The following is a 26,912-nucleotide window of genomic DNA, read 5'->3' as shown; positions in this document are numbered from 1 at the left end:
GCTCGCGACACGCAACGGATCGTAAACAGGTTCTAAGACGTCACCGTCTCCAGCCTCTCCATCGCCCCCTGCAAACGCTGCTGCAAAGGCTCCAGCAAGGCCCACAGCGCCTTGCCGCGCACTTGCGCGTTTTCGGTGTGACGCAGCATCAACAGCACCGCGCCCAAGGCCTCATTGCATTGACGCAGCTCTTCGGCGATATCGTCGTAATGCTCGCAGCAACGGGCTAAATGAATCAGAACGGGATCGATGGCGGCAAGCGCGGTATTTTCCGAACGCAGACCTTGCAGATGTTTGACGGTCTTGATCAGACGGCTGGCCGCTGGGAGAGCGGCTGGAGATTGAGCGGCCTCCTTGGGCGGAGGCGGTTTGGAAAGCAGGGACAGAACTGACAATAGAGGCATGACGGGCTCCGATCCAAAATGAGCCTGCCATCCCGCTTCCAATCACGATGGGCAGGCATATGACAGGGTTGGAAGGCAGGCGAATCGGAGCCAGCAGGCCAAAGGCCTCCCTGCCATAACCTGCCCTGATGGGCGCAGCTATAGCGTGGCATTGGGATGATATCCCCCGATTCTATTCAGGCTTCCATTCCTGATGCCGCGCTGTATGAAACGGCATGCGGCTCATGGTGCCCACCCAGCTTGGTCTGGTCAAGCGCGGCGCGTCCGGGAAGGCCTAGCAAAACGGCCCCCATCCCATGGCGGCGAACAGGCCAGGACATTTGGATAGCGCTTGCCAGCATCCTTGCGCCATGTTCTGCTGTGAAGCCGCCGCTTCGCCGCAACCCTGATGCCGCGGCGCAGTCAAAACAGGCCATAAAAGGGCTCACCGCCATGCAAACCTTCCATCTGAACGCCGACGACGGGGAAATCCTGCACGCCGCCTGCTGGCTGCCGGACGGCGCGCCGCGCGCCGTGGTGCTGATCTCCCACGGCATGAGCGAATACGCGGTGCGCTACCACCGCTTCGCCCAGACCCTGAGCGCAGCCGGCTACGCCGTCTACGCCCACGACCACCGCGGCCACGGCGCCGCGCCGCGGCTGCGCGGCCATTTCTCTGCCGACGGCGGCTGGGACAAGGTGGTGGCCGACGTGGACACCCTGCGCCGCCACGCCGCGGAACGCCATCCCGGCCTGCCGGTGGCGCTGTTCGGCCACAGCATGGGTTCCTTCATCGCCCGCGCCTATTTCCTGCGCCACGGCGCGGCGCTGTCCGGCCTGATCCTGTCCGCCACCGGCTACCGCCAGCGGCCGCTGGCCTGGCTGCTGCGCGGCCTGGCGCGGCTGGTGGCCCGCTTCGGCAGCCCGGAACGCCCCAGCCGGCTGCTGGCGCGGCTGGTCTTCGGCAGCTTCAACCTGGGCTTTCTGCCCGCCCGCACCGGCATGGACTGGCTGAGCCGCGACCCGGCGGAAGTGGACAAATACCTGGCGGACCCGCTATGCGGCTTCGACCCCTGCCCCGGCCTGTGGATAGATTTGTTCGGCGGCATCATCGCCATGGAACGCGGCGAGGCGAGCGGCGACAGCCTGCCGCGCCGCTGTCCGGTCTGGCTGCTGGCCGGCAGCCGCGACCCGGTCAGCCTGGGCAAGCTGGGCCTGGGCCAGCTGGAAATTCGCTACCGCGAAGCCGGCCTGCTCGATGTGCAGACCACGGTCTACCCCGGCGGCCGCCACGAAATGCTGAACGAAACCAACCGCGTGGAAGTGGAGCAGGACATGCTGCGCTGGCTGGAGCGGATTAGCGCGCAGCCGGCCAGTTAGACAGGAGCATTGAAACCAGCGCCCAAGCGCGCCGGCGCGAATTGGACTAAAATCCGGCGATTCGTTTTTCGCAGGAGGCCGCCATGAGCCTGATTCCCGAGATCAAACCGCAGCAATCGCTGGAACTGCTCAAAGAGCTGCACATCCTGACCCGCGACGGCAAGATCAACCAGGACACCCGCCGCAAGCTGAAACAGGTTTACCACCTGTACCAGTTCATCGAGCCGCTGATGGCCGATGTGCTGGCGGAAAAAGGCGAGATGAGCCTGGCCGACCACGGCGCCGGCAAATCCTATCTGGGCTTCATCCTTTACGACCTGTTCCTGAAGGACAAGGCCGCCGGCAGCGTCTACGGCATCGAAACCCGGCCGGAACTGGTCAGCCGCTCGCAAGAGTTGGCCGCCCGCCTCGGCTTCGAACGCATGGGCTTCTTGAACCTGAGCGTGGAGCAGTCGATCACCTCGGAGCAATTGCCGGAGCAGGTGGACATCATCACCGCGCTGCACGCCTGCAACACCGCCACCGACGACGCCATCCGCTTCGCGCTGGCCAAGAACGCGCGCTACATCGTGCTGGTGCCTTGCTGCCAGGCGGAAGTGGCCGGCGTGCTGCGTCAGAAGAAAAACCAGAGCTTCGGCCTGACCCCGCTGTCCGAAATGTGGCGCCACCCCATCCACACCCGCGAGTTCGGCAGCCATCTGACCAATGTGCTGCGCTGCCTGCAACTGGAAGCGCGCGGCTATCAGCTCACCGTCACCGAGCTGGTGGGCTGGGAGCACTCGATGAAGAACGAGCTGATCATCGCCAAGTACACCGGCCAGCGCAAAAACAGCGCGCGCGAACGCCAGGAGGCGATTCTGAAAGAGCTGAACCTGGAAGACCTGCGCGAGCGCTTTGTTTACTAGTAGCCAGTTCAAAGGCTTTAATGATTCGCGGGTTGCAGCATCGTTAATACAATGGAAACCGCGTATTCGACGCGCCCTCACTCCCTTCAAGCCTGCCGACGGGTGGCAGGCCCGAGGTCTTAAGCGGCTGCTTGTTCGAGCAGCGCGACGTTAGCGCGCTGCGAGTTCAGCCGCGCCTCGGGACTGACGGGAACCGGCGGGAAGCCGTAGGCCAGGCTTGCAGGGCGGCCTTTGGGGTAAAGGGGAATTTGGCCGCGCAAATTTCCCTTTCCGTTTGCCGGGCGGAACCGGCCCTAAATCATCATCCGCGTAGCGGACTCAAAACTCAAAATATCGTAAACAGGTCCAACTACGCCACTGACACCCGTCGCCTCGGCCCGTTTCCGGGCCCTGAGCATAATGGGAACGACGCACCCGAACCGCCCCGCGCGGCCGGTCCCGCCCCCGCCCGCTTCTCCTCCCGCCTCAGATTCTTCCGAGCGTTTCTCCGCGTCCGCCGGGGGCCCTTCCCAGGAGCCCGACATGAATATCAGCGCCAACGGCGTCAAACTGATCCAGCAATTCGAAGGCCTGCGCCTCAAGGCCTACCAGGACGCGGTGGGCGTCTGGACCATAGGCTACGGCCACACCGGTCCGGACGTGACGCCGGGTCTGGTCATCAGCCAGGCCCAGGCCGACGCGCTGCTGGCGCGCGATTTGAACCGCTTCGAAACCGGCGTCTCCCGGCTGGTCTCGGTGCCGCTGAACCAGAACCAGTTCGATGCGCTGCTCAGCTTCAGCTACAACCTGGGCCTGGGTTCGCTGCAGAACTCCACTCTGCTGCGCCTGCTCAATCAGCGCGACTACGCCGGCGCCGCCGCCCAGTTTCCGCGCTGGAACAAGGCCGGCGGCAAAGTCCTGCCCGGCCTCACCCGCCGCCGCGCGGCGGAGCAGGCGCTGTTTCTGCAGCCGGTCTGAGCACGTGGTCTGAGCCATGAAAAAAGCCCAAGCGTTTGCTTGGGCTCTTTTTTGGAACGCGGCGGGCTCCGCCGCGCCGCCGCCGTGTCTTATTGCGGCGACTGCACCAGTTGGGATTCCTTCACTCCTGCCTGGCCTGCAGCCTCGTCAACGCTCTGCAGCTTGTTGCGAGCGTACAGCACGCCCATCTTCACTTCCTGCCAAACGTAGTAAATCTTGCCCGCCACCATGTCCAGGGTCAGGCTGGAATCGTTCTCGGCCTTGCCCACCAGCGTGTGCGAACCCGGCTCCAGATCGGCCATGATGTAGGTTTTGGCCACGGTGTCGCCCAGAGCCTTGTTGTCGGCCAGAACATTCATTTTCACGGCGGCGCCCATCGCCTCGTTGCGATAGATGTAGACGCGGGCCTTGGCCGGCTGGGCGTTGAACTGCTTGGCTTGAGCGTCCGCCTCGGGCGTGGCCAGCGTGGTGGAAGCGCAGCCGGACAGCAGGGCCAACAGAGAAGCAGCGGCAAATAGTTTTTTCACGGAAAGTTCTTTCTTATACTTAAATGGTATGGCGGCGGGGATTCTACATGCAAATATTCCGCCTCGCATCCATCCATTTTCACTTTCCGAAAATGCCGAACCGGCCTCGCGGCCCCGGCTCAATCCCCGTCCGCCAACACCGTCTCGCCGTCGCGCTGCGCCAGCATGAAACGGCGCAGCGGCCGGTGGCGCGCGATCAGCTCCGCCAAGCGCGGCGAATGGCTGGTCACCCACAGCTGGCTGTGGCGGCCGGCCTCGGCGATCAGCCGCGCCAAGGCCGGCAACAAATCCGGGTGCAGGCTGTTTTCCGGCTCGTTCAAGGCCATGAAGGCCGGCGGACGCGGGCTGAGCAAGGCCACCGCCAGGCATAGGAAACGCAAGGTGCCGTCGGACAATTCGGCCGCCTCCAGCGGCCGCAGAATGCCGTCGCGCTGCATCAGCATCTGGAAACGGCCATGCAGCGCCTCCGTCTGGAAGCGGCTGTCCGGAAACGCGTCGGCCAGCACGCTGTGCAGCAGTTCGACGTCGCCGATCTCCACAATGGTCTGGAAAGCGGCCGCCAGGTTGCCGCCGTCGTGCGCCAGCACCGGCGAGCGGATGCCCACTTGCGGCGCGCGCGGCGGCGAGCCGGGCCACACCGCGAACTCATGGTAGAAACGCCAGCGCCGCAGCGTCTCCCGCACTTGCGACACCTCGGGATAGAGATGCGGTTCCGACAACTGGCCGAACACCGATTCCTCGGCCTGCAGGCCCAATGGATAGGTGGTTCTGACCCCGTCCACGCTGGTGAGAAAGGCGCTCTGATTGCGCCGCTCCAGCACCTGGGCCGAGGGGCGGCGGCCCTGGCCGGCCAGCCACAGCGTTTCCTCCTTCACCAATGGGTCCAGCGAGAACAGGCTGCGGCTGGGCTCGGGGTAGCCCAGCTGCAATTCGTAGTCGTAATCGGCCAGCCGCGCCGCCAGCGCCATGCGCTTGGGCTCGCCCTTGCGGTCGCCGCGGCGCAGGCCGCCGGCCCACATCGCCTTCTGAATGCCGCCCTCTTCCGCCAGCGCCGCGGACAGGCGGCCGCAGGCGGCCTCGTGCAGCAGGCGCACCGCTTTGTAGAGATTGGATTTGCCGCAGCCGTTGGGCCCGACGACGACGTTGAGCGGCTCCAGCTCCAGCCGCAGCTGACGGATGGAACGGAAACCCTTGAGGCTGAGCTCGTGAATGGACATGGCGGCTCCGGTGACGACGGAGCCGCCATTTTAGCGCGGACGCGCCGTTTTACTGCAGCGCCTGGTTGATCACCATGGCGATGCGCGCACCGGCCTTGACCAGCTGCTGTTTGACCAGCTGAGCGCCGGCGGTCTGGTAGGTGCGGTCCAGATAGGCCACGTCGCTGGGCGCTTGGCCGCAGCTGAAGTTGGACAGCGGGCCGTAGACCTCGCTGCGCGCGTACTGATTGGATTCCTTGATCCAGTCATTGACCTGCCCGCTCTGCCAGCCGGCGATATTGCGCGCGTAGTACTTGAGGTTCTGCGTCGCCCAGCTCTGCTCGTTGGCGCCGCTCAAGGCCTGCTGCACCAGGGCGGTGTCCCACACCGAATGCAGATTGCCGGTCTTGTTGCTGCCGGCCAGCCGCGTCTTGACGTCGTTGCCGCCGCGGTCGTGGTTGTCGGCCGCGTGCAGCGGCTGGTGGATGTCGCCGATCATGTGGAGCAGGAAGGTCAGCGCCTGGGCGCGGGCGGACTTGCTCGCGGTTTTGTCGGCCAGCACCTTGCTGTAGCGCCCGATCTGATTGGACGCGCAGTTGCCGCTGGGACAATCGTCCTCTTCCACGCCGTCGCACACCGGTTCGTCGTTGTAATGCCATTGATCCGAGCCCGGCAGCTGCTGTTTCAATTCCTGCTTGTGCTGGTCCATGTACAAGGCCAGCTGGGCGAAGTCCGCGTTGGGGATCAATTGATTGACCGCGGCCTTGGCCTGGGGGCTCAACAATTGCTGAGCGACGTAGCCGGTGACGCGGTGGCCTTCCTGGCCCCAGGCCAGCGCTTGGGCGCTGGGCAGCGCGAAAGCGGCGGACAACAGCAGGGCGAGCGTAAATTTCTTCATGACGGTTTCTCTTGTGATTGTGATATGCCGAGACGGGCGCGCCGCCCGCCTTTTTATGGCGAACGGATATTACCCGAAAACCGTTAAATTAAGATGCCAATATCATTTCATTTGAAGATATACGCTGTACGACCCCGTAAAAAAAACCCGGCAATGCCGGGTTTCCTTTTCCTGCTCATTCCGCCGCGCTCAACGCGGCCGGTCGCCCAGGATGGTGGCGCGGTGCATCACCCGCCGCTGCGGCAGGTAATCCGCCACCGCGTAATGCTGGGTCACGCGGTTGTCCCAGAACGCCAGATCGTTTTCCTTCCAGCGCCAGCGCACGGTGAATTCCGGCCGCGCGGCGTGGGCGAACAGCAGGGCCAGCAGGGCATCGCTCTCGCGCGGCGCCAGTTCCAGGATGCGGGTGGTAAAGCCTTCGTTGACGAACAGGCCCTTGCGGCCGGTGACCGGATGGGTGCGCACCACCGGGTGCACCACCGGCGGATGGTCGCGGCTGGCCTGTTGCCAGCGCGTGTATTGCGGCGTGTCCTTGAAGCGGCTTTCCGGGAAGGAATGAATAAAGCTGTGCTCGGCGCTGAGGCCGTCCAGCAGCGCGCGCAAGGCCGGCGACAGCGCGTCGTAAGCGGCGCTGTTGCTGCTCCACAGCGTGTCGCCGCCCACCTCCGGCAGCTGCCGCGCCGCCAGCACCGCGCCCAGCGGCGGGGCGGCGATGAAGGTGACGTCGGTATGCCAGTTGTCGTTGTCCGGCAGATTGTCGACATGGGTGTCCAGCACGATGATTTCCGGCTGCTCCGCCACCGTCGGGTAGACCGGATGCAGGTGCAGATCGCCGAAGCGGGCGGCGAAATCGCGCTGCTGGCGCGGCGTCAACGGCTGGTTCTCGAAGAACAATACCTGATGGCGCAACAGCGCCGCCTCGATCGCGTCGCGCTCGGCGCCGGACAGCGGCGCGCTCAGATCGACGCCGGAAACAATGGCCCCCAGGGCCGGGCTGATGGCTTGCAGTTGCAGGCTCATGAATGTGCTCCTTATCCGCGCGGCGGAAACCAAATCCAAAAAGTCGAAAACTCGCTCAAAAACGTTCCGGCGCGGCCCAGCCGGCGAAGCGCCGCTCCGCCCAACGCAGCCCCAATTCCAGCGCCAGCGCGATCCAGGCGATGATCAGGATGCCGGCGATCACCGCGTCGGTGACCAGGAACTGGGCGGCGGACTGCACCATGAAACCCAGGCCGCGGGTGGCGGCCACCAGCTCCGCCGCCACCAGGGTGGACCAGCCCACGCCCAGGCCGATGCGCAGCCCGGTCAGGATCTCCGGCAGCGCGCTGGGCAGCACCACCAGCCGCAGCAGCTGGCCGCGGCTGGCGCCCAGCGAGCGCGCCGCCTGCAGCCGCGCCGGGTCCGCGCGGCGCACGCCGGCGGCGGTGGCGATGGCCAGCGGCGCGAAGATGGCAAGATAGATCAGCAGCACCTTGCTGGCCTCGCCAATGCCGAACCAGATCACGATCAGGGGCAGATAGGCCAAGGGCGGCACCGGCCGGTAGAACTCGATCAGCGGGTCCAGCGCCGCATGCGCGCGCCGGCTCAGGCCCATCAGCATGCCCAGCGGCACCGCGGTGGCCGCGGCCAGCAATAGCGCCAGGCCCACCCGGCCCAGGCTGGCGGCGGCGTGACGCCACAGGCTGGCGTCCATGAAGCCGTTGACGGCCAGGTCCGCCAGCCGCGCCGCCACCTGGGCCGGGCCGGGCAGGAATAACGGCGACACCAGGCCGCCGGCGCTGGCCGCCCACCACAGCAGCAGCAGGCCGCCCACGGACAGCGCGCTGGGCCAGCGCCGACGCCAGGCGGCGAAGCGGCCGGAGAGCGGTGCGGGGGCATGGGCCGGCGGCGGCGCGCTCAGCTCGGCCTGCGCGGCCGGACCCAATTCAGTCAGTTCAAGCGGCGGCATGGTCGGCCTCCTCGGCGCGGAAAATCCAGTCCAGCAAATGCTCGCGCATGGCGATGAAGGCGGGATCGGCCTTGATCGAGCGCGCCGATTCGCCGGCGGCGTAGCGGTGGGCGAAGCCCAGTTTCTGCCGCAGCGCGATGCGGCCGGGGCGCGGCGTCAGCACCAAGAGCTCGGTGCCGAGGAACAGCGCTTCCTCGATGCTGTGGGTGATCAGGAAAATGCCCTTGCCGCTGCGCTGCCACAGGCTGAGGATCAGCGACTGCATCTTTTCCCGGGTCAGCGCGTCCAGCGCGCCCAAGGGCTCGTCCAGCAGCAGGAAGTCGGGATCGGCCGCCAGCGCGCGCGCCAGGCCCAGGCGCTGGCGCATGCCGCCGGACATCTGGCTGAGCGCGTGGCCGGCGAAGGCTTCCAGCCCCACCCAGCCCAGCATGCGGCGCGCCTCGCTGCGCCGCTGCTCGCGCGGCACCCCGCGCAGACGCAGGCCGAAGGCGACATTGTCCTCGGCGTTGAGCCAGGGCATCAGCGCGTCGTCCTGGAACACCACGCCGCGATCCGCGCCCGGCCCGCGCACCGGCCGGCCATTGGCCAGCACCCGGCCCTGGCTGGGCGTCTGGAAGCCGGCCATCAGCCCCAGCAAGGTGGACTTGCCGCAGCCGGACGGCCCCAGGGCCACCACGATCTCGCCGGAACGCAGCTCCAGCGACACCCGGTCCAGCGCCTGCACCGGGCCGGACGGGCCGGCGTAGCTGACGCCGGCGTTTTCCACGATCAAGCTAGCCATCGCGGCCTCCTCGCGCTCAGCGCGGCTGCGCCAGCCGCACGAAGCGCGGCTCGACATAGGCTTGATAATCCGGCAGCACCGCTTCCACCTTCTTCTGTTCCTTCAGGAACAAGGCGGTGTCGCGCAGCGCCTTGGCGGTGCCGCCGCCCAGCAAGCGCGGCGACAGCTGCTCCTGCGCCAGCGGGAAGCGGCTGCCGGCCAGCAGGCCGGGAATCTGCGCCGGATCGGCCCCGGTCAGCCGCGCGATCTTGGCCACCTGCGGCGAGCCGGCGCTCCAGGCCGCCGGCTTGGCGCGGTAATCGGCGAAGGCCTGCAAAGTCACCTTGGCGAAGGCGGCCAGCGCCTGCGGCTGGGCGGCGGCGAAATCCTTGCGCGCCACCCAGGCTTCGAAAGTGGGCGCGCCCCACTGCCCCACTTGTTCGGAATTGACCAACACCGAGCCGGTTTTCAGCGCCTGGCTCAAGGCCGGGTCCCAGACATAGGCGGCGTCGATGTCGCCGCGCTGCCAGGCGGCGCTGATCTCGGACGGTCGCAGATTGACGATGGACAGCTTGGCCGGGTCCAGCTTCCAGTGCTTGAGCGCAGCCAGCAGGCTGTAATGGGTGGTGGAGACATAGGGCACCGCCACCTTTTTGCCGATCAGGTCCTGCGGGGTCTTGATGCCGCTGCCCTTGCGCGCCACCAAGGCCTCGGAGTTGCCGATCTCGGCGACGATCAGAAAGGTCTGGATCGGCAGCTGGCGGGTGGCGGCGGCGCTGAGCGGACTGGAGCCCAGATCGGCGATATGCACATCGCCGGAGGCCAGCGCGGCCAGCACTTCCGCGCCGCTCTCGAACTTGCGCCATTGCAGCGGCCGGCCGATGGCTTTTTCATACAAGCCGTCGGCCTGGGCCACTTTGGAGGGATCGACCCCGGTCTGGTAGCCGATGACAATGGGCGCCTCAGCGGCGTGTGCCGCCAAGGCAACGAGAGAGAGGCTGGCGAGGCTGAGCGCCAGCAGGGAACGGCGGGAGATGAACATGGACATGGCGAGTTCCTGAACAAGGGGGACTCAGCACACTATAAAAGCCATGTTTAATATCAAAAAGTAATTAAATTTGCTTTCAATATTCCAAATAAATCAATAGCGTATTGGAGCCTGTTCAAAGTCTCGCGAGCAAGAGCGAGACAAGGCGAAAACGAGCGAAAAAGCGGAATGTACGAGGGGTACATGAGCATTTTGAGCTCGTACTCACCGTGCAACGCTTCACGACGCGCAGCAGGCTTTGAACAGGCTCTTACCAGTTCACCTGATCATTCAACGTCAGCCCGCCGGCCGGCGCCTGCAACACCCGGTTGCCGGCGCGCTGCTCCCAGCTCACGCTGCCGTCGGCGTTCTTGCGGTAGTACTTGTACTCGATGCGCTGGCCGGCCGGCAGATTGACCCGGGTCTTCCACAGCGGGTAGGCCGCCGCGTCCGCCGGCAGGCCCAGATCGGTGTTCCAATTGCCCAGCGCGCGCGCCGCGCCGGTCACGTACAGCTGCTGCCCCCAGCGGGTATCGGCGGCGGCCTGGATCTCCACCGTCGCCTCTCCGGCCTTGGGTTCCACCCGGCAGGCGTAGTAACGCGCGCAGGCGGCTTCCGGCAGATCGACGACGCGTCCGGCGCGGATGGAGGCCAGCAGGCTGATGTACTCGCCCATCGCCCAGCTCAGCGGCGCGATCGAGCGGGTGGGCGTGCCGGCGCGGTTGCCGGCCGGCGTCTCCACCGCCCAGCCGTCCGGCAGCACCGCGCTGTGCGGCCACACCTGTTCCGGCAGCATGCCCTCCGGCGTGGCCAGTTGCTTCAAGGCGGCCAGATAGGGCTGGCCGGCCGCGCCGCCGCCCTGGCGCGCAATCTCGTAGACGCCGCGCTCGGCGGTGAAGATGGGCCACAACCGGCCCACGCCGCTGCCGGCGAAATCGCCGCCGTCGTTGCGTTCGCCGTAGCCGTCGAAGTTGTAGCGGAACCAGGCGTTGACCGGCAGCGCCGGCGCGCCGGGCAGGTCCAAGCGCTGGCCCAGCACCGCGTCGTAAATGCCCAGCGTGGCGAGCACCGCCGGATCGTCGGCGCGCTTCACGCCCATGCGCACCAGTTCCAGGAAGCCGCCGTCCACCACCCGGCGCGCGTCGCGGCTGCCGCCGCCGTTCTTCACTTCCAGCGCCTGCGGCGTGTCCGGGCCCAGCGCCGGCGCCTGGCCGGCGCGACCGGCCCCGCCGGCGCGCGCGGACGGATTGAGGCGCAGATAATAACGGCCGTCGCCAAAGCCGCCGCTGCGGGTGAAGGTCCAGGCGTCCACGTTCTGCTGCCAGTAATCGGCGGCGGACAGATAGCGCGCGGCGCTGGCGTCGTCGCCGTTGGCGCGGGCGATGTCGGCGGCGGCGGCCAGGCCGGCGATCTGCGCCGCCAGCGTGGACGGCGAATAGCCGCTGTTTTCCTCCCAGCGCTCCTGGTAGGTCCACGGCCCGGCGTTCAGGATGTAGTCGGCGGCCAGCTTGATGCGCGGCCACAGCGGCGAATACACCGCCGGCCCCTGGCGCCAGGCCAGCAGGATGGGCATGGCCTGCTCGTCCATCTGGGTGCCTTGCCAATACTGCGCGCCGCTGACCCAGGCGTTTTGCGGAAAGCGGCCGTTGCGGCTGAAGCCGTCCGGGCAGCCGGCGGCGTCGTATTCCGCCGCGCCGCAGTCGCGGCGCTGCTGCAAGGTGTTGAACAGATAATCCGTCACCCGCGCGGCGGTGGCGCGGTCGCCGGCGGTGAGCAGGGCGTTGGCGAACTTGAACAGATCGCGCGGCCACACCAGGTGGTAGCCGCCGGCGTTGGCGTCGCCCTGGCTGGCGCCCCACGGCGTGCCCAGGCCGGCCACCATCGCGCCGCTGGCCTTGTCCTGCATGGTTTTCAGCGTCATCGCCGCCAGGTAGTAGCCGTCGTCGGCGCTGCCGCCCTGATCGGACAGGCCGGCGGCGTAAGCCTGCCAGCCGGCGTCGTAGCGCCGCTGCGCCGCGCCCAGGTCACCGCCCAGCGCCGCCTCGGCCGTGTCCAGCGCCTGCCCCTGGCTGGCGCCGAAGCCCAGCACCACGTCGAAGGACACGCTGGCCGCGCGCGGGTCGCCCAAGTCCAGCCAGCCCATCTGCGCCACATTGCCGTTGCCGGCGGAATCGAAAGTCCAGTCCATGCGCTTGTCGGCGCCGCCGCCCAGCAGATCGGTCCAGCCGTCGCTGAGGCCGACAAAGCCGTTGGACAGCATGCGGCGGCCGTTCTGCGTCTTCCACGGCAAGCTGCTCAGCAACGCCGAGGCGCGCTGATTGCGGCTGGCCGCCAAGGCCGCGCCGCCGCCGGCGCGCGCCAGGGTGGCGGCGCTATTGCCGGCGCCGGCGTTGTCCAGATAGGGTTTGAACAGCAGATAAAGCCGGAAATCGCCGACGCGGCGGCCGTCCAGCGCGCTGAAGGTGACGCGCTGGATCAGCGCGTCGCGCGCCGGATCGGTGAAGATGCGCTTGCTGATGCGCCAGTGATGAGCCGGATTGCCGGTCTGCGCCTGCCAGCTCATGCTGCGCGGATGCAGCCGCTGCACGCGGTAGTCCTGCCGCTTTTCCTCGTCGACGAAGCCGCCGCCGGCGTCGCCCACCAGGAATTGCAGATCCACCGCCGCCTGGGTGTCCACCGCCGGGTAGAACACCTCGGACACCACGCCGCGATAGCCGGTGAAATACACCCGCGACGGCCCCTCCGTCGCCACGCCCACGAAAGACTTGGCCGCCGGGCCGCGCACCGCCGTCAGTCCCGGCGCGCCAAACGCCTCGCCGGCCTGCGCCGCGCCGCCCAAACCGCCCAACAGCAGGGCCAGGCCCATCCATTGCTTGATCATGTCCGCTCGCTCCTGATTTTGGCAGGGAGCGTAGCAAAACAACATCCAAATGTCATTTCATGCCAGAACAAAATCCCGCGGATTCAAGCATAGTCACCGGGAAATGAAACGTTAAAACAGGCAATGCCGCCAAGCTCAGCATTTGCCAGCCTCGCCCTCTCACCGCTCGTCTATAAAACAATGTCATTCAAAACGCATAGCCGCCGTCGCGGCCGCACAAGGAGAAGAGCGCCATGGGCCTGAATGCCATCACCCCGGACGACCCCCGTTACGAAACGCTGAAAAAAGGCTTCAATCTGCGCTGGCCGGAGGCCGGCCAGGCCGCCGGCGGCATCGTCGTCTGCAGCGACGAGAACGAAGCCGCCGCCGCCTTGCAATACGCGCTGGACCACCGTCTCAAACCCACCATCCGCAGCGGCGGCCATTGCTACGAGGGCTTCGTCAGCAACAACCCCGGCGGCCTGATCATAGACATCGGCCAGCTCTCCGGCCTGCGCCGCGACGTGACGGCGGATGGCCGCCGTTACGGCTTTCAGCTCTTGGCCGGCAATCAGAACTGGGACGGCTATGTCGGCCTGTACAAGCTCACCGGCAAGACCGTGCCCGGCGGCTCTTGCTACTCGGTGGGCGCCGGCGGCCATATCAGCGGCGGCGGCTACGGCCTGCTATCGCGGCTGCAAGGCCTGACCGTGGATTGGCTGAGCGCGGTGGACATTCTGCTGGCGGACGGCGGCAAGGCGCGCAAGGTCCACGCCCGCGCCGACAATGAATTCGCCGACCTGCTCAAGCTGTGCAAAGGCGCCGGCGGCGGCAACGTCGGCCTGATCACCAGCTATTACTTCGACGATCTGCCGCCGGCGCCGCAGCAGGTGGGCGTGCAATTCCTGCAATTCGACTGGAACGATTTCAAAGACCTGGGCCGCTTCACCGACTTGTTGCAAACCTACGGCCAATACTGGCGGGAGGCGGACAGCGAACCCGAAGGCTACGGCCTGTTCAGCCTGCTCAAACTCACCCATGTCAGCGCCAAAAAACTGGGGCTGGTGGTGCAGTACACGGACCGGAACGGCAAGCTGAACGACACCGCGCCGTTCAATGATTTTTACCAACGCATCGCGCAAGTGGCCTCGCCGCAATTGCTGAACACCTATCTGCCCGGCGGCGGCCATCTGCCCCACATCCCGCACCGCTCGCCGCCCAGAAACAGCGCGCCCTTGCCGGAACACGCGCAGGCGATGGACTGGCTGTACGCCACCCAGACGCTAAACGGCTCCGGCAACAATCAGCGCGGCAAGTACAAGTCCGCCTATATGAAACAGAACTTCAGCCAGACCGAGTGCAAGGCGATCCACCGGCATCTGAACACCCATCCCCACGATCTGGACTTCTCCCAATCGCTGCTGCAAGTGGACTCCTACGGCGGCGCGATCAACCGCCGCGGCGCCGGCAACAACGGCTTCGATCCGGCCGACAACCAGACCGCTGTGCCGCAGCGCGCCTCGGTGATGAAGCTGCAATACCAGAGCTACTGGACCGACCCGGCCAACGACGCCAAGCATGTGCGCTGGATGCGCGAGTTCTTCGACGCCGTCTACGCCGCCGACGGCTTCAACGGCACGCCCTACCCGGCCTCGGCGGCCTTGCCGGATTCGCCCTACGAAGGCTGCTACATCAACTACCCGGACGTGGACATGCTGAACGGCGCTCAGCCGGGCACGCCCGGCTATAGCTGGGGCGAGCTGTATTACGGCGTGCTGTATCCGGAGCTGACGGCGATCAAGCGCAAATACGACCCGGGCAATGTCTTCAATCACGCGATGTCGCTGGGCGCGGAATAAGCGCCCGGCTCCGGCCGGCGCGGGACACGCGCCGGCCTCCTGTCCTTTCCCTCCGGCCCCCTCCTGGCCTAAAGAACATTGCCCTTATGGCCAGCGCCGCCTATACCCGCGCTATGCCCATGGAATTAAATCGCCTACAAAAGCCGTCAGCGGATTTTCCTGCCGGCAAGGAGCCCATATGAGCTATCTGCAGTTCCCCCGCTTGGCCTTTTCCGGCCAGTTCCAGTCCGACGTCTCCACCGTCAACAACGATCCGCGCCATTACGACAACGCCACTTTCGAACCGCGCTTTCAGGAATATCAGCAGGCGGGGGACAACGGGCGCACCAAAACCTACAACGGTTGGTGGCACCCCACCGGCACCGCCATCATGCGCTTCGCCAACTGCCAGGTGAGCAGCTTGCGCGGCCCCAGCGGCATTCTGATCACCGATCCGGCGCAAGACCCGCTGCTGTCCTGCAGCGTGGGCAACGCCATCGGCAAGCCGTCCGGCAAAATGGTGGACCTGGACCCGGACTGGCAGCTGGCCTCCAGCATCTACGGCCTGGCGGTGTCCTTGCTCAAGCCGGACGGCACGCCGCTGATGACCGCCGACTACCAGAGCAACCCTTTCCGCGACCTGTGGTTCTCCCGCGCCGCCAGCCAGGGCGACAGCGCCGCCTCCGCCGTCTTTCAGTCCGTGCTCACCAATATCCAGTGGCATCTGGACGGCTTCGACAGCCCGCTGCTGGCCCGCCTGATCGAGTTGAGCGAGCAGAACCGGCTATCCATCCGGCTGACCACCTACGGCTACAGCACCACCTACAGCGACCCCGGCTTCGGCTACGGCACCGTGCTCGGCGCCATCGGCCCGGCCTATCTCGGCCAGCCGCGCTCCTTCATCCTGGGCCGCCGCTTCATGCCCACCACGCAACAGGGCAGCGATCTTGCCAGCCAGAACGGCATCGGCTGTTTCTCCTCCTGGCTGGATCAGGATACCGCCAGCCTGCAAGTGGACCTGAGCAACGCGCTGCCGCTGAACAGCCGTTATCAGGTGGCGGCGCTGCCGTCGCTGCAATACGCGATCCTGCACAATGAGTGGACGGCGCAGGACGCGGAGATAGGGCCGGGCGACTACACCGCCATCGCCGGCGTGGACACCTCGCAGACGCTGCAAGACCAGCAGGCCGGCATCCAGTCCGTGCCGCTGAACGAGGCGCAGCTGCGGCTGGCCAATCAGCCCTTGCCGCTGGCCATCGTCCAGCCGGTGGGCGCGGAGGGACGCGCCGTGGTCTGCGTGCGCGAAGCGCTGCTGGGCAACGAGGTCCGCGCCGAGGACTTCGCCATTCGCCTGGACCCCAACCACCCGGACAAGAACCACCTGCACACCCATCTCTACGCGGCGCGCTACGGCCAGCCGCTGGCCGGCGCGGCGCTGGCCTTCTGGGCCGGCGCGCCCATGCTGGACTACGGCGACACCCCCACCGACAAGACTCAGGGCACCACCCCGCGCGCGCTGTTGCCGGTCAACAACGTGCCCAACGCCGCCGTCCGCTTCAGCCCGGCGGAACCGGTCACCGATCAGGCCGGCCGGGTCGCCGTCACCCTGCACGGGCCGGAAAGCTTCGGCACCCCGCGCGAATACATGGACGGCCAGCTGTTCACCATCAACTACAATCTGGCCGGCTCCGATCCGGCGCTGCAACAGCCCTTCGACAACTTCGCCGTCGTAGTTTTCAGCAGCTTCCCGCAGCCGGGCCAGGACATCGACCTGGACAACCCGCGCTGGGAGGACGTGCAGCCCATCCTGCAGCAATACGCCAACCTCTACCCGGTGATGAGCCAGGGTCTGTTCGACTTTTCCAAGCAAGCGGTGGCCGACGCCAGCGCCTTCATCATGCGCTTCGTGTTCGACAAGCCCATCGAAGACCCGGACCAGATGCCGGTGACGCGCGACCTGTCCGCCAGCAAGCGGCGCATGCTGATCAACTATTTCCAAAACGTGATAGATCGCACCGGCAAAACCTTCGACCGCCAGCTGATGTACGGCAAGCGCTGCCCGCTGCGCCAGAGCGCAGCTCCCAGCGAGGCCGACATCGCCGCCACCCGCGGCTCTCTGAGCACGAGCAAGAGCCGCAAGGGCAACGACGCCTGAGCGCCCAGACCGCCCCTCTTTCAAGGAAACCAAGCCAGGAAACCAAGCCATGCTGAAGATACGTCAAGAACTGATGGCCGAACTGCTTCAGGCCGAGCACATCAACGATGTGCGGACCATGCTGGCCGGCGCGGTGCGGCTGGAGCTGTCCACCATTCCCACTTATCTGACCGCGCTGTTCTCCATCAAGCCCGGCCAGAATCAGGAAGCGCGCGCGCTGGTGCAATCCGTGGTGGTGGAGGAAATGCTGCACATGACCCTGGCCGCCAACACCCTGATCGCCATCGGCGGCAACCCGCGCGTCATCGAAGACGGCCGGGCGCTCAGCTACCCGGGGCCGCTGCCGATGTGCGTGGACACCGGCCTGATCGTCACCCTCAAGGCGCTGAGCCGGCAGCAGGCTCAGGAAGTGTTCATGGAGATTGAACGCCCGGACACCCAGGCCGTCCTGCCCGGAGAGACCCAGGCCTCGGTCGACAACCAGCCCGGCTTCGACTCCATCGGCCGCTTTTACCAGGCCATCCTGGAGCGGCTGCAATATTTGGAAAACCACGGTCACGACTGCTTCGCCCAGCCGCGGCTGGACGAGCAGGTGGACGTCAGCCAGTGGTTCCCGCAGGAGGTGCCGGGCTGTCCGGACGGCAAGGTCTACGACATGGCCAGCGCCCGCGCGGTGATAGACACCATTGTGCGCCAGGGCGAAGGCGTGCAGGTGGAGGACGACTGGATCAACCCCAAGGAAGAAGCCGGCGGCGGCTACGCCCATTATTTCAAGTTTGGCGAGATCTACTACGGCAAGCGCCTGGTTCGCGACGACTCCAGCCCCTCCGGCTGGTCCTATACCGGCGAGCCGGTGCCGCTGGACGAAACCGGGGTGTTCAATCTGCTGCCCAACGCCGCGCTGTCAGACTATCCGGCGGGCAGCGGCGCGGCCGTCAGCGGCGCCCAGTTCTACCAGGCCTATCAAAACCTGCTGGCCGCGCTGGACCGCACCTTCAACGGCCAGCCGCGGGAGTTGGACGCCGCCATCGGCATCATGTACGAGCTGAAGCTGGTGGCGCAAAAAGTGATGCGGAACCCGGTCAACAGCAGCGTGCCGGACGTGGTGGCCGCGCCGCCGTTCATGCTCCGGCATTCGTCGTCCTGAGAGCCTGTTCAAGGTCTAGCGCGCCAGGGCGGGAACCGCAAAGACAGCGGGATGCGCAAGGAGCGCATGCGCATTTTTAAAGGGGCGCTCGCCGCGCCGCGTCCGGCGAAGCGCGGCAGGCTATGAAGAACTTCTGAGCACCGGCAGCGTCAGGGCGGCGCATAGCCCGCCCTCCTCGCCGGCCAGCAGTTCCAGACGGCCGCCAAAGCGCCCGGCGATCGCGGTGACGATGGACAGGCCCAGGCCGCTGCCGGCGCCGGCATGCCGCCCGCGCCAAAAGCGCTTCGCGGCCTGTTCGCGCTGGTCCGCCGTCAGCCCCGGCCCCTGATCGCGGATTTCAAAGCGCAAGCCCTCCTCGCACAGCGCGGCCTCCAAACGCACCGGCGCGTCCGGCGGCGAATACCGCAAGGCGTTGTCCAGCAGATTGCGCAGCGCGGTGGCCGCCAGCGCCTGGGGCAAGGCCAGCGCGGCCTCCGGCAGCGGAGCGCAGACAATGCGCCGCGGCGGCGCGGGCTCCGCGTCGCGCATCGCCAGCCGCGCCACCTCGTCGGCGCAGGCCGGAGGGCCTTCCTCCCAATCGAAAGCCCCTTCCAGCCGCGCCAGCATCAGCAACTGCCCCAGGGTGTTCTGCAAGCGTTCCGCCCCCTCGGCGGCGTGGGCCAGCGCCTGCGCCGCGTCCGGCCCCTGGGTGATGCGCGCCACTTGCAGATGCGTCTTGATCGCCGTCAGCGGGGTGCGCAGCTCATGGGCGGCGTCGCTGGTCAGACGCCGCTCGCGTTGCAGCGCTTCGCCAACGCGCCGCAAGAGCTGATTCAGGCTGTCCGCCAGCGGCAGCACGTCACGCGGCAAACCCTGAGTGGCCACCGGCTCCAGCGCTTCCGGCGCGCGGCGCGCCAAGGCGCGGCGCAGCCGCTCCAGCGGCCGCAGCCCCCGGCTCACGCCCAGCCACAAGGCCACCAGGCTGCCGGCCAGGGCAGCGATGAAGGGCACGGCGGCGGCCCAGCGGATATCCGTCAACATCGCCTCGCGTTCGGTCAGCCGGTCCGCCGTGGTCACCCGCAAGCCGTTGGCCACCACCGTATAGCTGCGCCAGCGCTCGCCGCGCAGGGTTTGCTCGGCATAGCCCGGCGCCGGGTCCGCGCGGGTATCCGGCGCGCCCGGCGTGCGCGCCAGCACCTCGCCGCGCACGGACACGATCTGACACGCGATGCCGGCGCCTATGCCCTCGAAACGCGGCACGGCGCGCGGCGGCGGCGCCGGCAATTGTTCCATCAGGCCGGCCACCATCTGCGCCGACATCGCCAGCCGCCGGTCCAGCGTCAGCCGCATCTGCCGGTCCAGATCATGCAGCGTCCAGGCCGCCACGCCGCCCCACAGCAGGCACAGCGACACCCCTATCCATAACAGCAGTCGCAGACGCAAGCTCATTCGCCGGCCCTGCCGTAGCGGTAGCCCAGGCCGCGCACCGTCTCCACCACCGCCGGCCCCAGCTTGCGCCGCAAATGGTGGATGTGCACGTTCAGGGCGTTGCTTTCGATTTCTTCGCTGTAATCGTAGAGCCGGTCTTTTAACTGCTCGGCGCTGAGAATCCGTTCCCGCGCCTGCATCAAGGCCGCCAACAGCGCCAGTTCGCGGCGCGCCAGCGCCACCGGCCGGCCGTGCAGCCAGACTTCGCCGCGCATCGGGTCCAGCCGCAGCGGGCCGTCCTCGATCACGTCCACGCAACGCCCGGCGGCGCGCCGGCGCAAGGCGTGCAGCCTCGCCACCAGTTCGTCCAGATCAAAGGGCTTGAGCAGATAATCGTCCGCGCCGGCGCGCAGGCCAGCCACCCGGTCTTCCACCGCGTCGCGCGCGGTCAACACCAGCACCGGCAGCGCCGCGCCGCGCGCGCGCAAGCGCGCCAGCAAGCGCATGCCGTCCTCGTCCGGCAGCCCCAGGTCCAGAATCATCAAATCGGCGTCCAGCGTCGCCAGCGCCGCCTCGGCCTGGGCCGCGCTGCCCACCGCATCCACCGTCAGGCCGTGGGCGCGCAGCCCGGCGACGATGCCCAGCGCGATCAACTCATTGTCTTCCACCAATAACACCCGCATTCCCGCCTCCTTGTCGCCGCCAGCTTGCCGGCAACGGATTATCCCATTGTTAACGGCGGCTTAATCCCCGGCGCCCAGGCTGTGGGCATTCATCGCCATGGAGACCGCAATGCCGCTTATTTTCCGCAGCCTGTTGCTGCTGCTTTTCCTCTGGATGCCCGCCGTCCAGGCGCAAACCGGCTTTCTGCCGCCGGAACAGGCCTTCCGTCTCAGCGTCAGCGAGCTGGGCGACGGCCAGGTCCGCCTGCGCTGGGACATCCGCGACGGCTATTATTTGTATCGCAAAAATATCAAGATCGCGGCCGAACCCGCCGGCAGCGTCCCGCCGCCGGCGATGCCGGCCGGCAAGACCATCCATGATGAATTCTTTGGCGAATCCGAGGTGTATTACCAGCGGCTGGAACTGCTGGTGCGGGCCGGCCAGGCGCGCCGCCTCGCGCTGAGCTGGCAGGGCTGCGCCGAAGCCGGGCTGTGCTATCCGCCGCAGCATCGCGTCGTCGAGCTGTCCGGCGGCGGCCAGGCCGTTAAAACCGCCACGGCGGGGCTTGCCGGCACGGCCCCCGCCGCGCCGGCCCTGGGCGAAGACCAGGCGCTGGCGGCGCGGCTGGCGCAATCCGGCGTAGGCTGGGTCTTGCTGGCCTTCTTCGGCCTGGGCCTGCTGATGACCTTCACCCCCTGCGTGCTGCCCATGGTGCCCATTCTCAGCAGCCTGATCGTCGGCAGCGGCGCCACGCCGCGACGCGGCCTGGTCTTGGCGCTGGCCTTTGTGCTGCCGATGGCGCTGACCTACGCGGCGCTGGGCGCGCTGGCCGCCAGCATGGGCGCCAATCTGCAGGCCGCGCTGCAAACGCCGTGGGCTCTGGGCCTGTTCGCCGCGCTGTTCATCCTGCTGGCGCTGGCCATGTTCGGCGTTTACGAGCTGCAATTGCCGGCTGCGCTGCGCGACCGGCTGGCCATGGCCAGCCAGCGCCAGCGCGGCGGCACCCTGGGCGGCGCGGCGGCGATGGGCGTGCTGTCCGCCTTGCTGGTGGGCCCCTGCATGACCGCGCCGCTGGCCGGCGCCCTGCTCTACATCAGCGACAGCGGCGACGTGCTCAAAGGCGGCCTGGCCTTGCTGGCCATGGGCCTGGGCATGGGCGTGCCGCTCTTGCTGGTGGGCGCGCTGGGGGCCAAACTGCTGCCGCGTCCCGGCCTGTGGATGAACCGGGTCAAAGCGGTGTTCGGCTTCCTGCTGCTGGGCATGGCCATCTGGTTCCTCGACCGCGTGCTGCCCCCGGCCGCCAGCCTGGCCTTGTGGGGCGCGTGGCTGTTCGCCGTCGCCGTCGGCCTGCTGACGCTGAGCCGGCCCTGGCGCGCCAGCCCCGGCCAATGGACGCTGCGCGGCGCGGCGGCGCTGCTGGGCCTGTGGGCGGCGGCGATGCTGATCGGCGCGGCCGCCGGGCAAAGCGATCCGCTGCGGCCGCTCGCCTTCGTCTCCTCCGCGGCCGCGCCCGCCGCCGACATGGAACAACTCGGCTTCGTCACCGTGCGCGATGTCCGCGCGCTGCAACAGGGCCTGGACGAGGCCGCGCGCCAAGGCCGGTGGGCGCTGGTGGACTACTACGCCGACTGGTGCGTGGCCTGCAAGGAAATCGAGCACAAGGTGTTTGGCGATCCCCTCGTGCGACAAGCGCTGGCCGGCATGACGCTGCTGCGGCCCGACGTGACCGAATCCGGCCCGGACAGCGCCGCGCTGCTGGCCTCGCGCCAGGTGATAGGACCGCCCACGCTGTTGCTGATCGGCCCGGACGGCCAGGAGCGCCGCGCCCAGCGCATCGTCGGCGCGCTGAGCCCGGACGCCTTTCTCGAACGCCTGAGCCAGGCGCGGCGGGCCCGCTGAATCTTTTGGAAAGGACCCAGTCTATTCAAACGTTTAAAAAAATAGCCTCCGCCACCCCGCTCCGCGCGGCACAGGACTGAACCATGCTTGCTTTCAACCTTGGCCCGCTGGCCATTCCGGTCAGCCTGGCCATCATCGCCGCCGCCTGGCTCGCCGCCCACGGCGCCGGCCTGCTCGCCGGCCGCGGCCGCCGCGTCAGCGTGGCGGCCCACCTCAACGACATGCTGCTGTGGGGCTTCGTCGCCGCGCGCGTCGGCTTCGTCCTGTACTGGTTTTCGCTGTACTCGCAGCGGCCGCTGGCGGTGCTGGATCTGCGCGACGGCGGCTTCCTGCCCTGGGCCGGCGTCGCCGCCGCGCTCGCCCTGGCCGCGTGGCGCGGCTGGCGTCGGCCGGAGCTGCGCCGGCCGCTGGCCGTCGCCATCCTGAGCGGCGCGCTGGTCTGGGCCGGCGGCGCGGCACTGCAAGAAGGGCGAACCAAGGCCTCGCTGTCCGCCCGCGTGCTGCCGCAACTGGACGGCGCCCCGGCCTCGCTGCCGGCGCTGGCCGGCGGCAAGCCCATGGTGCTCAATCTCTGGGCCAGCTGGTGCCCGCCCTGCCTGCGGGAAATGCCGCTGCTGCAAGACGCCCAGCGGCAAAGGACCGACGTGCGCTTCGTCTTCGCCAACCAGGGCGAGGACGAAGTCGCGGTGCGCGAGTTCTTCCACAAGCAGCCGCTTCGGCTCCGGCATGTGCTGCTGGACCCGGCCGGCGCTCTGGGCCGGGAGTACGGCTCGGCGGCACTGCCCACCACGCTGTTTTTCGACGCCCGCGGCCAATTGCAAACCATACATCTGGGCGAACTGTCCGAAGCCACTCTGGCCAGCAAGCTGCAATTGCTGGGCGGCGCGCCCGCTTCCAAGGAATAAACATGAACGCACCGCTGATCCGCGGCCTGGCGCCGCTGGCGCTCTGGCTGAGCCTGAGCGCCCACGCCGCGCCGCCTCAAGCCTGGCCGGCGCCCATTCAGGCGCTGGAAGCCCAGGGCTATGAAGTCCTGAGCAGCTTTCCCGGCCCGTCCGGGCTCACCGGCTACGCCGCGCTCTACCTGGGCCGGCCGCAGGCCGTCTACCTGACCCCGGACGGCCGACAGGCCATCGTCGGCAACGTCACCGACGCCCGCGGCGACAAATGGAAGCCCGAGCTGCTGGACCGGCAGTTCGGCGCCGCGCTGTGGCGGCAGTTGGAAAGCAGCCACTGGATCGCCGACGGCAAGGACGGGGCCCCGCGCGTGGTCTACACCTTCACCGATCCCAACTGCCCGTATTGCCGGCAGCTCTGGCGGGACGCCCGGCCCTGGGTCCAGGCCGGCAAGGTCCAGATCCGCCACATCCTGGTGGGCCTGCTGGCCGAGGACAGCCCGGCCAAGGCCGCCGCCCTCCTGGCCGCGCCGGACCCGGCCGCCGCGCTGGCGCGCCACGAAGCCGGCGATTCGGTGCGGCCGCTGGCCAAGCCGCCGGCCTCCGTCGGCGCCAAACTGGCGGTCAACCAGCGGCTGATGGAGCGCTTCGGCGTGTTCGCCACCCCGGCCTCTTTCTACCGCGACGCCCAGGGCCGGCTGCAAAAAGTCCAGGGCGCGCCCGCGGCGGCCGCGCTGCAACAGCTGCTCGGACCGCGCTGAGCCGGAATCAGCCGTTCCGGCGGCTGCGCCGCCACTGCCACAAGGGCGGCAGCAAGAGCAGCGCGACCATGCCCAGCACCAGCCACAGCATATTGTCCTGCACCCACGGAATCGCTCCCAGCCAGTAACCCATGGACACCAGCCCGCCGCACCAGATCACCGCGCCCAACACGTTGTAGCAGGCGAAGCGGCGCGGACACATGCCGGACAAGCCGGCCAGAAACGGCGCCACCGTGCGCACGATGGGCACGAAACGGCCGATGGTGATGGTGGGCGCGCCGTAGCGGTCGAAAAAAGCCTGGGTCTTGGCCAGATGCTGGGGCTTGACCCAGCCGCGCCGGATCAGCGTCTGCCCCAGGGCGGAACGGCCGATGCTGTAATTCAGCAAATCCCCCAGGATGGCCGCCAGCGTGATCAGCCCCATCGGCCACCACGGCGACACCCCCTGCGCGCCCAGCAAGGCGCCGGTGGCGAACAAGAGCCCGTCGCCGGGCAGGAAGGGCAAGACCACCAGGCCGGTTTCGCAAAACACGATGGCGGCCACGATCCACACCCCCAGCGCCCAGTTCTGCGCCAGTAGGGACATCAGATTCTCATCGCCGAACAACCAGCTCAGAAACCCCATGGTCAACACACTGCTCTCCTTGCCTCAATGAATTCGTCGCGTCTAATGCTTGACCGCTGCGCCGGGCGGATGTTTCCCCGGTCTGAGGGCGCGGCCGCGGAATCTTAATTTGACATGGGCATATTGTTTTGTTTTTAATGATGACAGCAAATGTCAGAATTGATTCTGCAACGGCTATCGACTTTCAAACTAAACCGCTTTCAGGAAGCCGCCATGCCTCAGTTGCCGCAAGCCCCCTTCTTATCCCCCTGTCCGCGCGCGGGAGCGCCGACGTGAGCGCCGGCCTTGCCGCCCCGGAGCTATCCAGTCAGGACGACGCGCTGCCGCTGTACCGCCAAGTGTATCAACGCTTCATCCAGGCCATCAGCCAGGGCAGCCTGACGCCGGGACAACGGGTGCCGTCCATACGCGCGCTGGCCGGCGAGCTGCAAGTGTCGCGCAATACCGTGGAATTGGCTTACGAATTATTGATAGGCGAAGGTTATCTGGAGGCGCGCGGCCAGGCCGGCACCGTGGTGTCGCCGCGGCTGGCGGAAGTGCGCATGCAGCAGCCCCGCCCGGCGGACGCGCCGGCGCCGCGCCCGGCCAGCCTGTCCTTATTTGATTCCGCCTCCGACTGGCAGCCCCTGCCCTATCAGCTGGGCTTGCCGGCGCTGGACCTGTTCCCGCGCAAGCTGTGGGCCAGCCTGAACACCCGCCAGCTGCGGCTGCAAAACCGTTTTCTGTCCTACCCTCAGCCGGCCGGCTACGGGCCGCTGCGCGAGGCCATCGCCGCCTATCTGCACCTGTCGCGCGGGCTGGACTGCTCGCCGCAACAGGTCTTCATCACCGCCGGCTACCGCGGCGCGCTGAATTTGATCGGCCGCACCCTGCTGCGGCCGCTGGACCAGGTGTGGATTGAAGACCCCTGTTTCCCGCCCAGCCGCCACCTGATGGCGGAAATGGGCGCGGAGCTGGTGCCGGTGCCGGTGGACCGGGACGGCATGCAGGTGGCCGTCGCCAAGGAGAGGGCGCCGCACGCCCGTTTCGCGCTGGTGACCCCGGCGCATCAAAGCCCGCTGGGGGTGTCGCTGTCCCTGGTGCGGCGTCTGGAGCTGCTGGCCTGGGCCGAGCACAACAACGCCTTCATCATCGAAGACGATTACGACAGCGAATACCGCTACGACGGCCGGCCGCAGCCGGCACTGGCCAGCCTGGGGGCCAACGACAACGTGCTCTACGTCGGCAGCTTCAGCAAGGTGCTGAGCCCGGCGCTGCGCCTGGCCTATCTGGTGGTGCCCAAGCCCCTGCTGACGCGCTTCAACGCCGCCTGCCATACCTGGCACGACGGCTGCCCGTTGTTGAATCAGGGGGTGGTGGTGGATTTCATGCAGGAGGGCCACTTCATCCGCCATCTGCGCAAGATGCGCTCCGCCTACGCGCAGCGCCGCGAGCTGGTGATCGCCAGTCTGCGGCAGGCGTTCGGCGAGCGGATGAGTTTCGACGTGCCGGCCTGCGGCCTGCATTTGCTGGCGCGGCTGGATCGCTCGGAGGACGACATCGCCTTGGCGCAGCGCGCCAAGCGCGAGCGCTTCGGCATCGCCGCGCTGTCGGCGCGGGCGCTGGAGGCGGATTGCGGCAAGGGGCTGTTGTTCGGTTTCGCCAATGTGGCCACGCCGGAGCAGGCCGCGCAACAGGCGCGGAATCTGCGCCTATGCCTGGAAGGCCGGTCCTTGCCGCCGGGCGGCTGAGAGCCTGTTTACGATCTGCCGCGCGTCGTCGATACAGCGTTGAAAACGGCGGGGCTTGGCGGGCGTCGCCCAAGGGCCCCGCCCGGCCCAGCAAGCCTCAATCCGGAATCACCGCCGTCGCCTCGATCTGCACCTTGGCGCCCGGCACCATCAAAGACGCCACCTGGAACGCGCTCATCACCGGGAAATGGCCGATCAGCTCCCGGTAGGCGCGGCCCACTTCCCGGGCCTCGGCGAAATAAGCGTCGCGGTCGGACACATACCAGGTCAGCCGCACCAGGTGCTCCGGCCGCGCGCCGGCCTCGGCCAGGACCGCCACGATGTTCTTCAAGATCTGGATCGCCTGCTCGGCGTAGCCCGGCCCCACCAGCTTTTCTTCCGCGTCCCAGCCCAGTTGGCCGGAGGTGAACACCAGGGTGCCGCGCGCGGCGATGCCGTTGGCGTAGCCGCGCGGGCGCGCCCATTCCGGCGGTTGCAGAATTTGCATCATGCCGCCGCCTCCTCCATCAAGCCGCTCAAGGCGGCGCGCACGTCGGCCGGGGCGTCGATGGCTGCGCCGCTGTCCAGCGAGATGTGCACCAGCACCTGGCGGCAGCGCAGCCGCAGTTCGCCGTTGGCGTGGCCTTCGATGTCCAGGGTCAGCGAGCTGCCGCCCAGCCGCGCCACGCGCAACTGCAGCGTCAGCTGCTCGCCCTGGCGGGACGGGCGCAGGAATTCGCAGTCCAGCTTGACGATGGGCAGGCCCAGCCGGCGCGGGCCGATGAAGTCGGCGAAGCTGATGCCCAGCCCTTCGGTGAACCAGTCTTCCACCAGCCAGTTGCTCAGCACCAGGTATTGCGGGAAGTAAACGATGCCGGCCGGATCGCAGTGGGAGAAGCGGATCGGGTAGGCCTTGGAAAAATGGGGGTCTTGCATCTTGTCGCTTTCTTGGCGTGGGCGACCATCGCCGC

At 67.5% G+C, this 26,912-nt stretch carries 24 protein-coding genes; 10 read left to right on the top strand and 14 right to left on the bottom strand.

The window, feature by feature from the left end; genetic code table 11:
- Positions 1–32: 32 nt before the first annotated feature.
- The gene (locus tag JC616_RS01000) at positions 33–404 is read right to left on the bottom strand and encodes a hypothetical protein (protein WP_227106267.1); all 372 of its coding nucleotides are present in this window, start codon (positions 402–404) and stop codon (positions 33–35) included.
- Between the two features lie 432 nt (positions 405–836).
- On the opposite strand from JC616_RS01000, the gene JC616_RS00995 reads away from it, so the two are divergent.
- From JC616_RS00995 to JC616_RS00985, 3 genes are all read left to right on the top strand, one after another.
- Positions 837–1,763, top strand: a complete 927-nt coding sequence (locus JC616_RS00995) for an alpha/beta hydrolase (RefSeq protein WP_227106265.1) — start codon at positions 837–839, stop codon at positions 1,761–1,763.
- 83 nt (positions 1,764–1,846) lie between these two features.
- Positions 1,847–2,668, top strand: coding sequence for a class I SAM-dependent methyltransferase (locus tag JC616_RS00990; protein ID WP_107801461.1), 822 nt, complete (start codon positions 1,847–1,849; stop codon positions 2,666–2,668).
- 522 nt (positions 2,669–3,190) lie between these two features.
- On the top strand, positions 3,191–3,625 hold the full coding sequence (locus tag JC616_RS00985; RefSeq protein ID WP_227106263.1) for a lysozyme: 435 nt from the start codon (positions 3,191–3,193) through the stop codon (positions 3,623–3,625).
- Between the two features lie 89 nt (positions 3,626–3,714).
- Here the strand turns inward: JC616_RS00985 and JC616_RS00980 are convergent, their stop codons facing one another.
- The 8 genes from JC616_RS00980 to JC616_RS00945 form a co-directional block, all read right to left on the bottom strand.
- Positions 3,715–4,152 (bottom strand): DUF2846 domain-containing protein, encoded by a 438-nt coding sequence (locus tag JC616_RS00980; RefSeq protein ID WP_227106261.1) that lies wholly within the window; start codon positions 4,150–4,152, stop codon positions 3,715–3,717.
- A 119-nt stretch (positions 4,153–4,271) separates the two neighbouring features.
- Entirely contained in the window at positions 4,272–5,369 is a 1,098-nt protein-coding gene (locus JC616_RS00975) for an AAA family ATPase (protein ID WP_227106259.1), read from the bottom strand.
- Between the two features lie 49 nt (positions 5,370–5,418).
- Positions 5,419–6,246 (bottom strand): S1/P1 nuclease, encoded by an 828-nt coding sequence (locus tag JC616_RS00970; RefSeq protein WP_227106258.1) that lies wholly within the window; start codon positions 6,244–6,246, stop codon positions 5,419–5,421.
- A 189-nt stretch (positions 6,247–6,435) separates the two neighbouring features.
- Positions 6,436–7,266 carry a taurine dioxygenase gene (tauD, locus tag JC616_RS00965; RefSeq protein ID WP_227106256.1) on the bottom strand — a complete coding sequence of 277 codons (831 nt, stop codon included), beginning with the start codon at positions 7,264–7,266 and terminating at the stop codon, positions 6,436–6,438.
- A 55-nt stretch (positions 7,267–7,321) separates the two neighbouring features.
- On the bottom strand, positions 7,322–8,194 hold the full coding sequence (gene tauC, locus JC616_RS00960; RefSeq protein ID WP_227106254.1) for a taurine ABC transporter permease TauC: 873 nt from the start codon (positions 8,192–8,194) through the stop codon (positions 7,322–7,324).
- A complete protein-coding gene (locus JC616_RS00955) occupies positions 8,181–8,975 on the bottom strand; it encodes a taurine ABC transporter ATP-binding protein (protein WP_048408212.1) in 795 nt (264 codons plus the stop codon). Before JC616_RS00955 ends, tauC begins: the two co-directional genes overlap by 14 nt.
- 16 nt (positions 8,976–8,991) lie before the next feature.
- Positions 8,992–10,002, bottom strand: a complete 1,011-nt coding sequence (gene tauA, locus JC616_RS00950; RefSeq protein WP_227106252.1) for a taurine ABC transporter substrate-binding protein — start codon at positions 10,000–10,002, stop codon at positions 8,992–8,994.
- 250 nt (positions 10,003–10,252) lie between these two features.
- Positions 10,253–12,862: a glycoside hydrolase family 15 protein gene (locus JC616_RS00945; RefSeq protein ID WP_227106250.1), complete on the bottom strand. Its 2,610-nt coding sequence runs from the start codon at positions 12,860–12,862 to the stop codon at positions 10,253–10,255.
- Between the two features lie 233 nt (positions 12,863–13,095).
- On the opposite strand from JC616_RS00945, the gene JC616_RS00940 reads away from it, so the two are divergent.
- From JC616_RS00940 to JC616_RS00930, 3 genes are all read left to right on the top strand, one after another.
- Entirely contained in the window at positions 13,096–14,700 is a 1,605-nt protein-coding gene (locus tag JC616_RS00940; protein ID WP_227106248.1) for an FAD-dependent oxidoreductase, read from the top strand.
- 178 nt (positions 14,701–14,878) lie between these two features.
- Positions 14,879–16,834, top strand: a complete 1,956-nt coding sequence (locus tag JC616_RS00935; RefSeq protein ID WP_227106246.1) for a hypothetical protein — start codon at positions 14,879–14,881, stop codon at positions 16,832–16,834.
- 49 nt (positions 16,835–16,883) lie between these two features.
- Positions 16,884–17,981 (top strand): ferritin-like domain-containing protein, encoded by a 1,098-nt coding sequence (locus JC616_RS00930; RefSeq protein WP_227106244.1) that lies wholly within the window; start codon positions 16,884–16,886, stop codon positions 17,979–17,981.
- 120 nt (positions 17,982–18,101) lie between these two features.
- Here JC616_RS00930 and JC616_RS00925 read toward each other — a convergent pair whose 3' ends face one another.
- Positions 18,102–19,409 (bottom strand): ATP-binding protein, encoded by a 1,308-nt coding sequence (locus tag JC616_RS00925; RefSeq protein ID WP_227106242.1) that lies wholly within the window; start codon positions 19,407–19,409, stop codon positions 18,102–18,104.
- Positions 19,406–20,071, bottom strand: coding sequence for a response regulator (locus JC616_RS00920; RefSeq protein ID WP_107801442.1), 666 nt, complete (start codon positions 20,069–20,071; stop codon positions 19,406–19,408). Before JC616_RS00920 ends, JC616_RS00925 begins: the two co-directional genes overlap by 4 nt.
- Positions 20,072–20,180: 109 nt before the next feature.
- Here JC616_RS00920 and dsbD point away from each other — a divergent pair, with 109 nt between their 5' ends.
- From dsbD to dsbG, 3 genes are all read left to right on the top strand, one after another.
- On the top strand, positions 20,181–21,950 hold the full coding sequence (gene dsbD, locus JC616_RS00915; protein ID WP_227106240.1) for a protein-disulfide reductase DsbD: 1,770 nt from the start codon (positions 20,181–20,183) through the stop codon (positions 21,948–21,950).
- Between the two features lie 83 nt (positions 21,951–22,033).
- Complete coding sequence (locus JC616_RS00910; protein ID WP_227106238.1) at positions 22,034–22,855, top strand: TlpA family protein disulfide reductase; 822 nt, start codon at positions 22,034–22,036, stop codon at positions 22,853–22,855.
- A gap of 2 nt (positions 22,856–22,857) precedes the next feature.
- Complete coding sequence (dsbG, locus tag JC616_RS00905) at positions 22,858–23,607, top strand: thiol:disulfide interchange protein DsbG (protein WP_227106236.1); 750 nt, start codon at positions 22,858–22,860, stop codon at positions 23,605–23,607.
- Positions 23,608–23,614: 7 nt separating this feature from the next.
- Here the strand turns inward: dsbG and JC616_RS00900 are convergent, their stop codons facing one another.
- Positions 23,615–24,232, bottom strand: coding sequence for a VTT domain-containing protein (locus JC616_RS00900; RefSeq protein WP_227108502.1), 618 nt, complete (start codon positions 24,230–24,232; stop codon positions 23,615–23,617).
- A gap of 272 nt (positions 24,233–24,504) precedes the next feature.
- Between JC616_RS00900 and pdxR the strand changes: the two genes are divergently transcribed.
- The gene (pdxR, locus tag JC616_RS00895) at positions 24,505–25,962 is read left to right on the top strand and encodes a MocR-like pyridoxine biosynthesis transcription factor PdxR (protein ID WP_227106233.1); all 1,458 of its coding nucleotides are present in this window, start codon (positions 24,505–24,507) and stop codon (positions 25,960–25,962) included.
- 97 nt (positions 25,963–26,059) lie between these two features.
- Here the strand turns inward: pdxR and JC616_RS00890 are convergent, their stop codons facing one another.
- Both JC616_RS00890 and JC616_RS00885 read right to left on the bottom strand, forming a co-directional pair.
- Positions 26,060–26,452, bottom strand: a complete 393-nt coding sequence (locus JC616_RS00890; protein ID WP_081549478.1) for a RidA family protein — start codon at positions 26,450–26,452, stop codon at positions 26,060–26,062.
- Positions 26,449–26,877: an acyl-CoA thioesterase gene (locus JC616_RS00885; protein WP_227106231.1), complete on the bottom strand. Its 429-nt coding sequence runs from the start codon at positions 26,875–26,877 to the stop codon at positions 26,449–26,451. Before JC616_RS00885 ends, JC616_RS00890 begins: the two co-directional genes overlap by 4 nt.
- Positions 26,878–26,912: the final 35 nt, after the last annotated feature.

Origin of the sequence: Chromobacterium rhizoryzae (genome assembly GCF_020544465.1) — a bacterium.
In the GTDB taxonomy this organism is placed as follows: Bacteria; Pseudomonadota; Gammaproteobacteria; order Burkholderiales; family Chromobacteriaceae; genus Chromobacterium.
The sequence above is the reverse complement of the archived record's forward strand: the minus strand, read 5'-3'. Positions and strand labels throughout refer to the sequence as shown.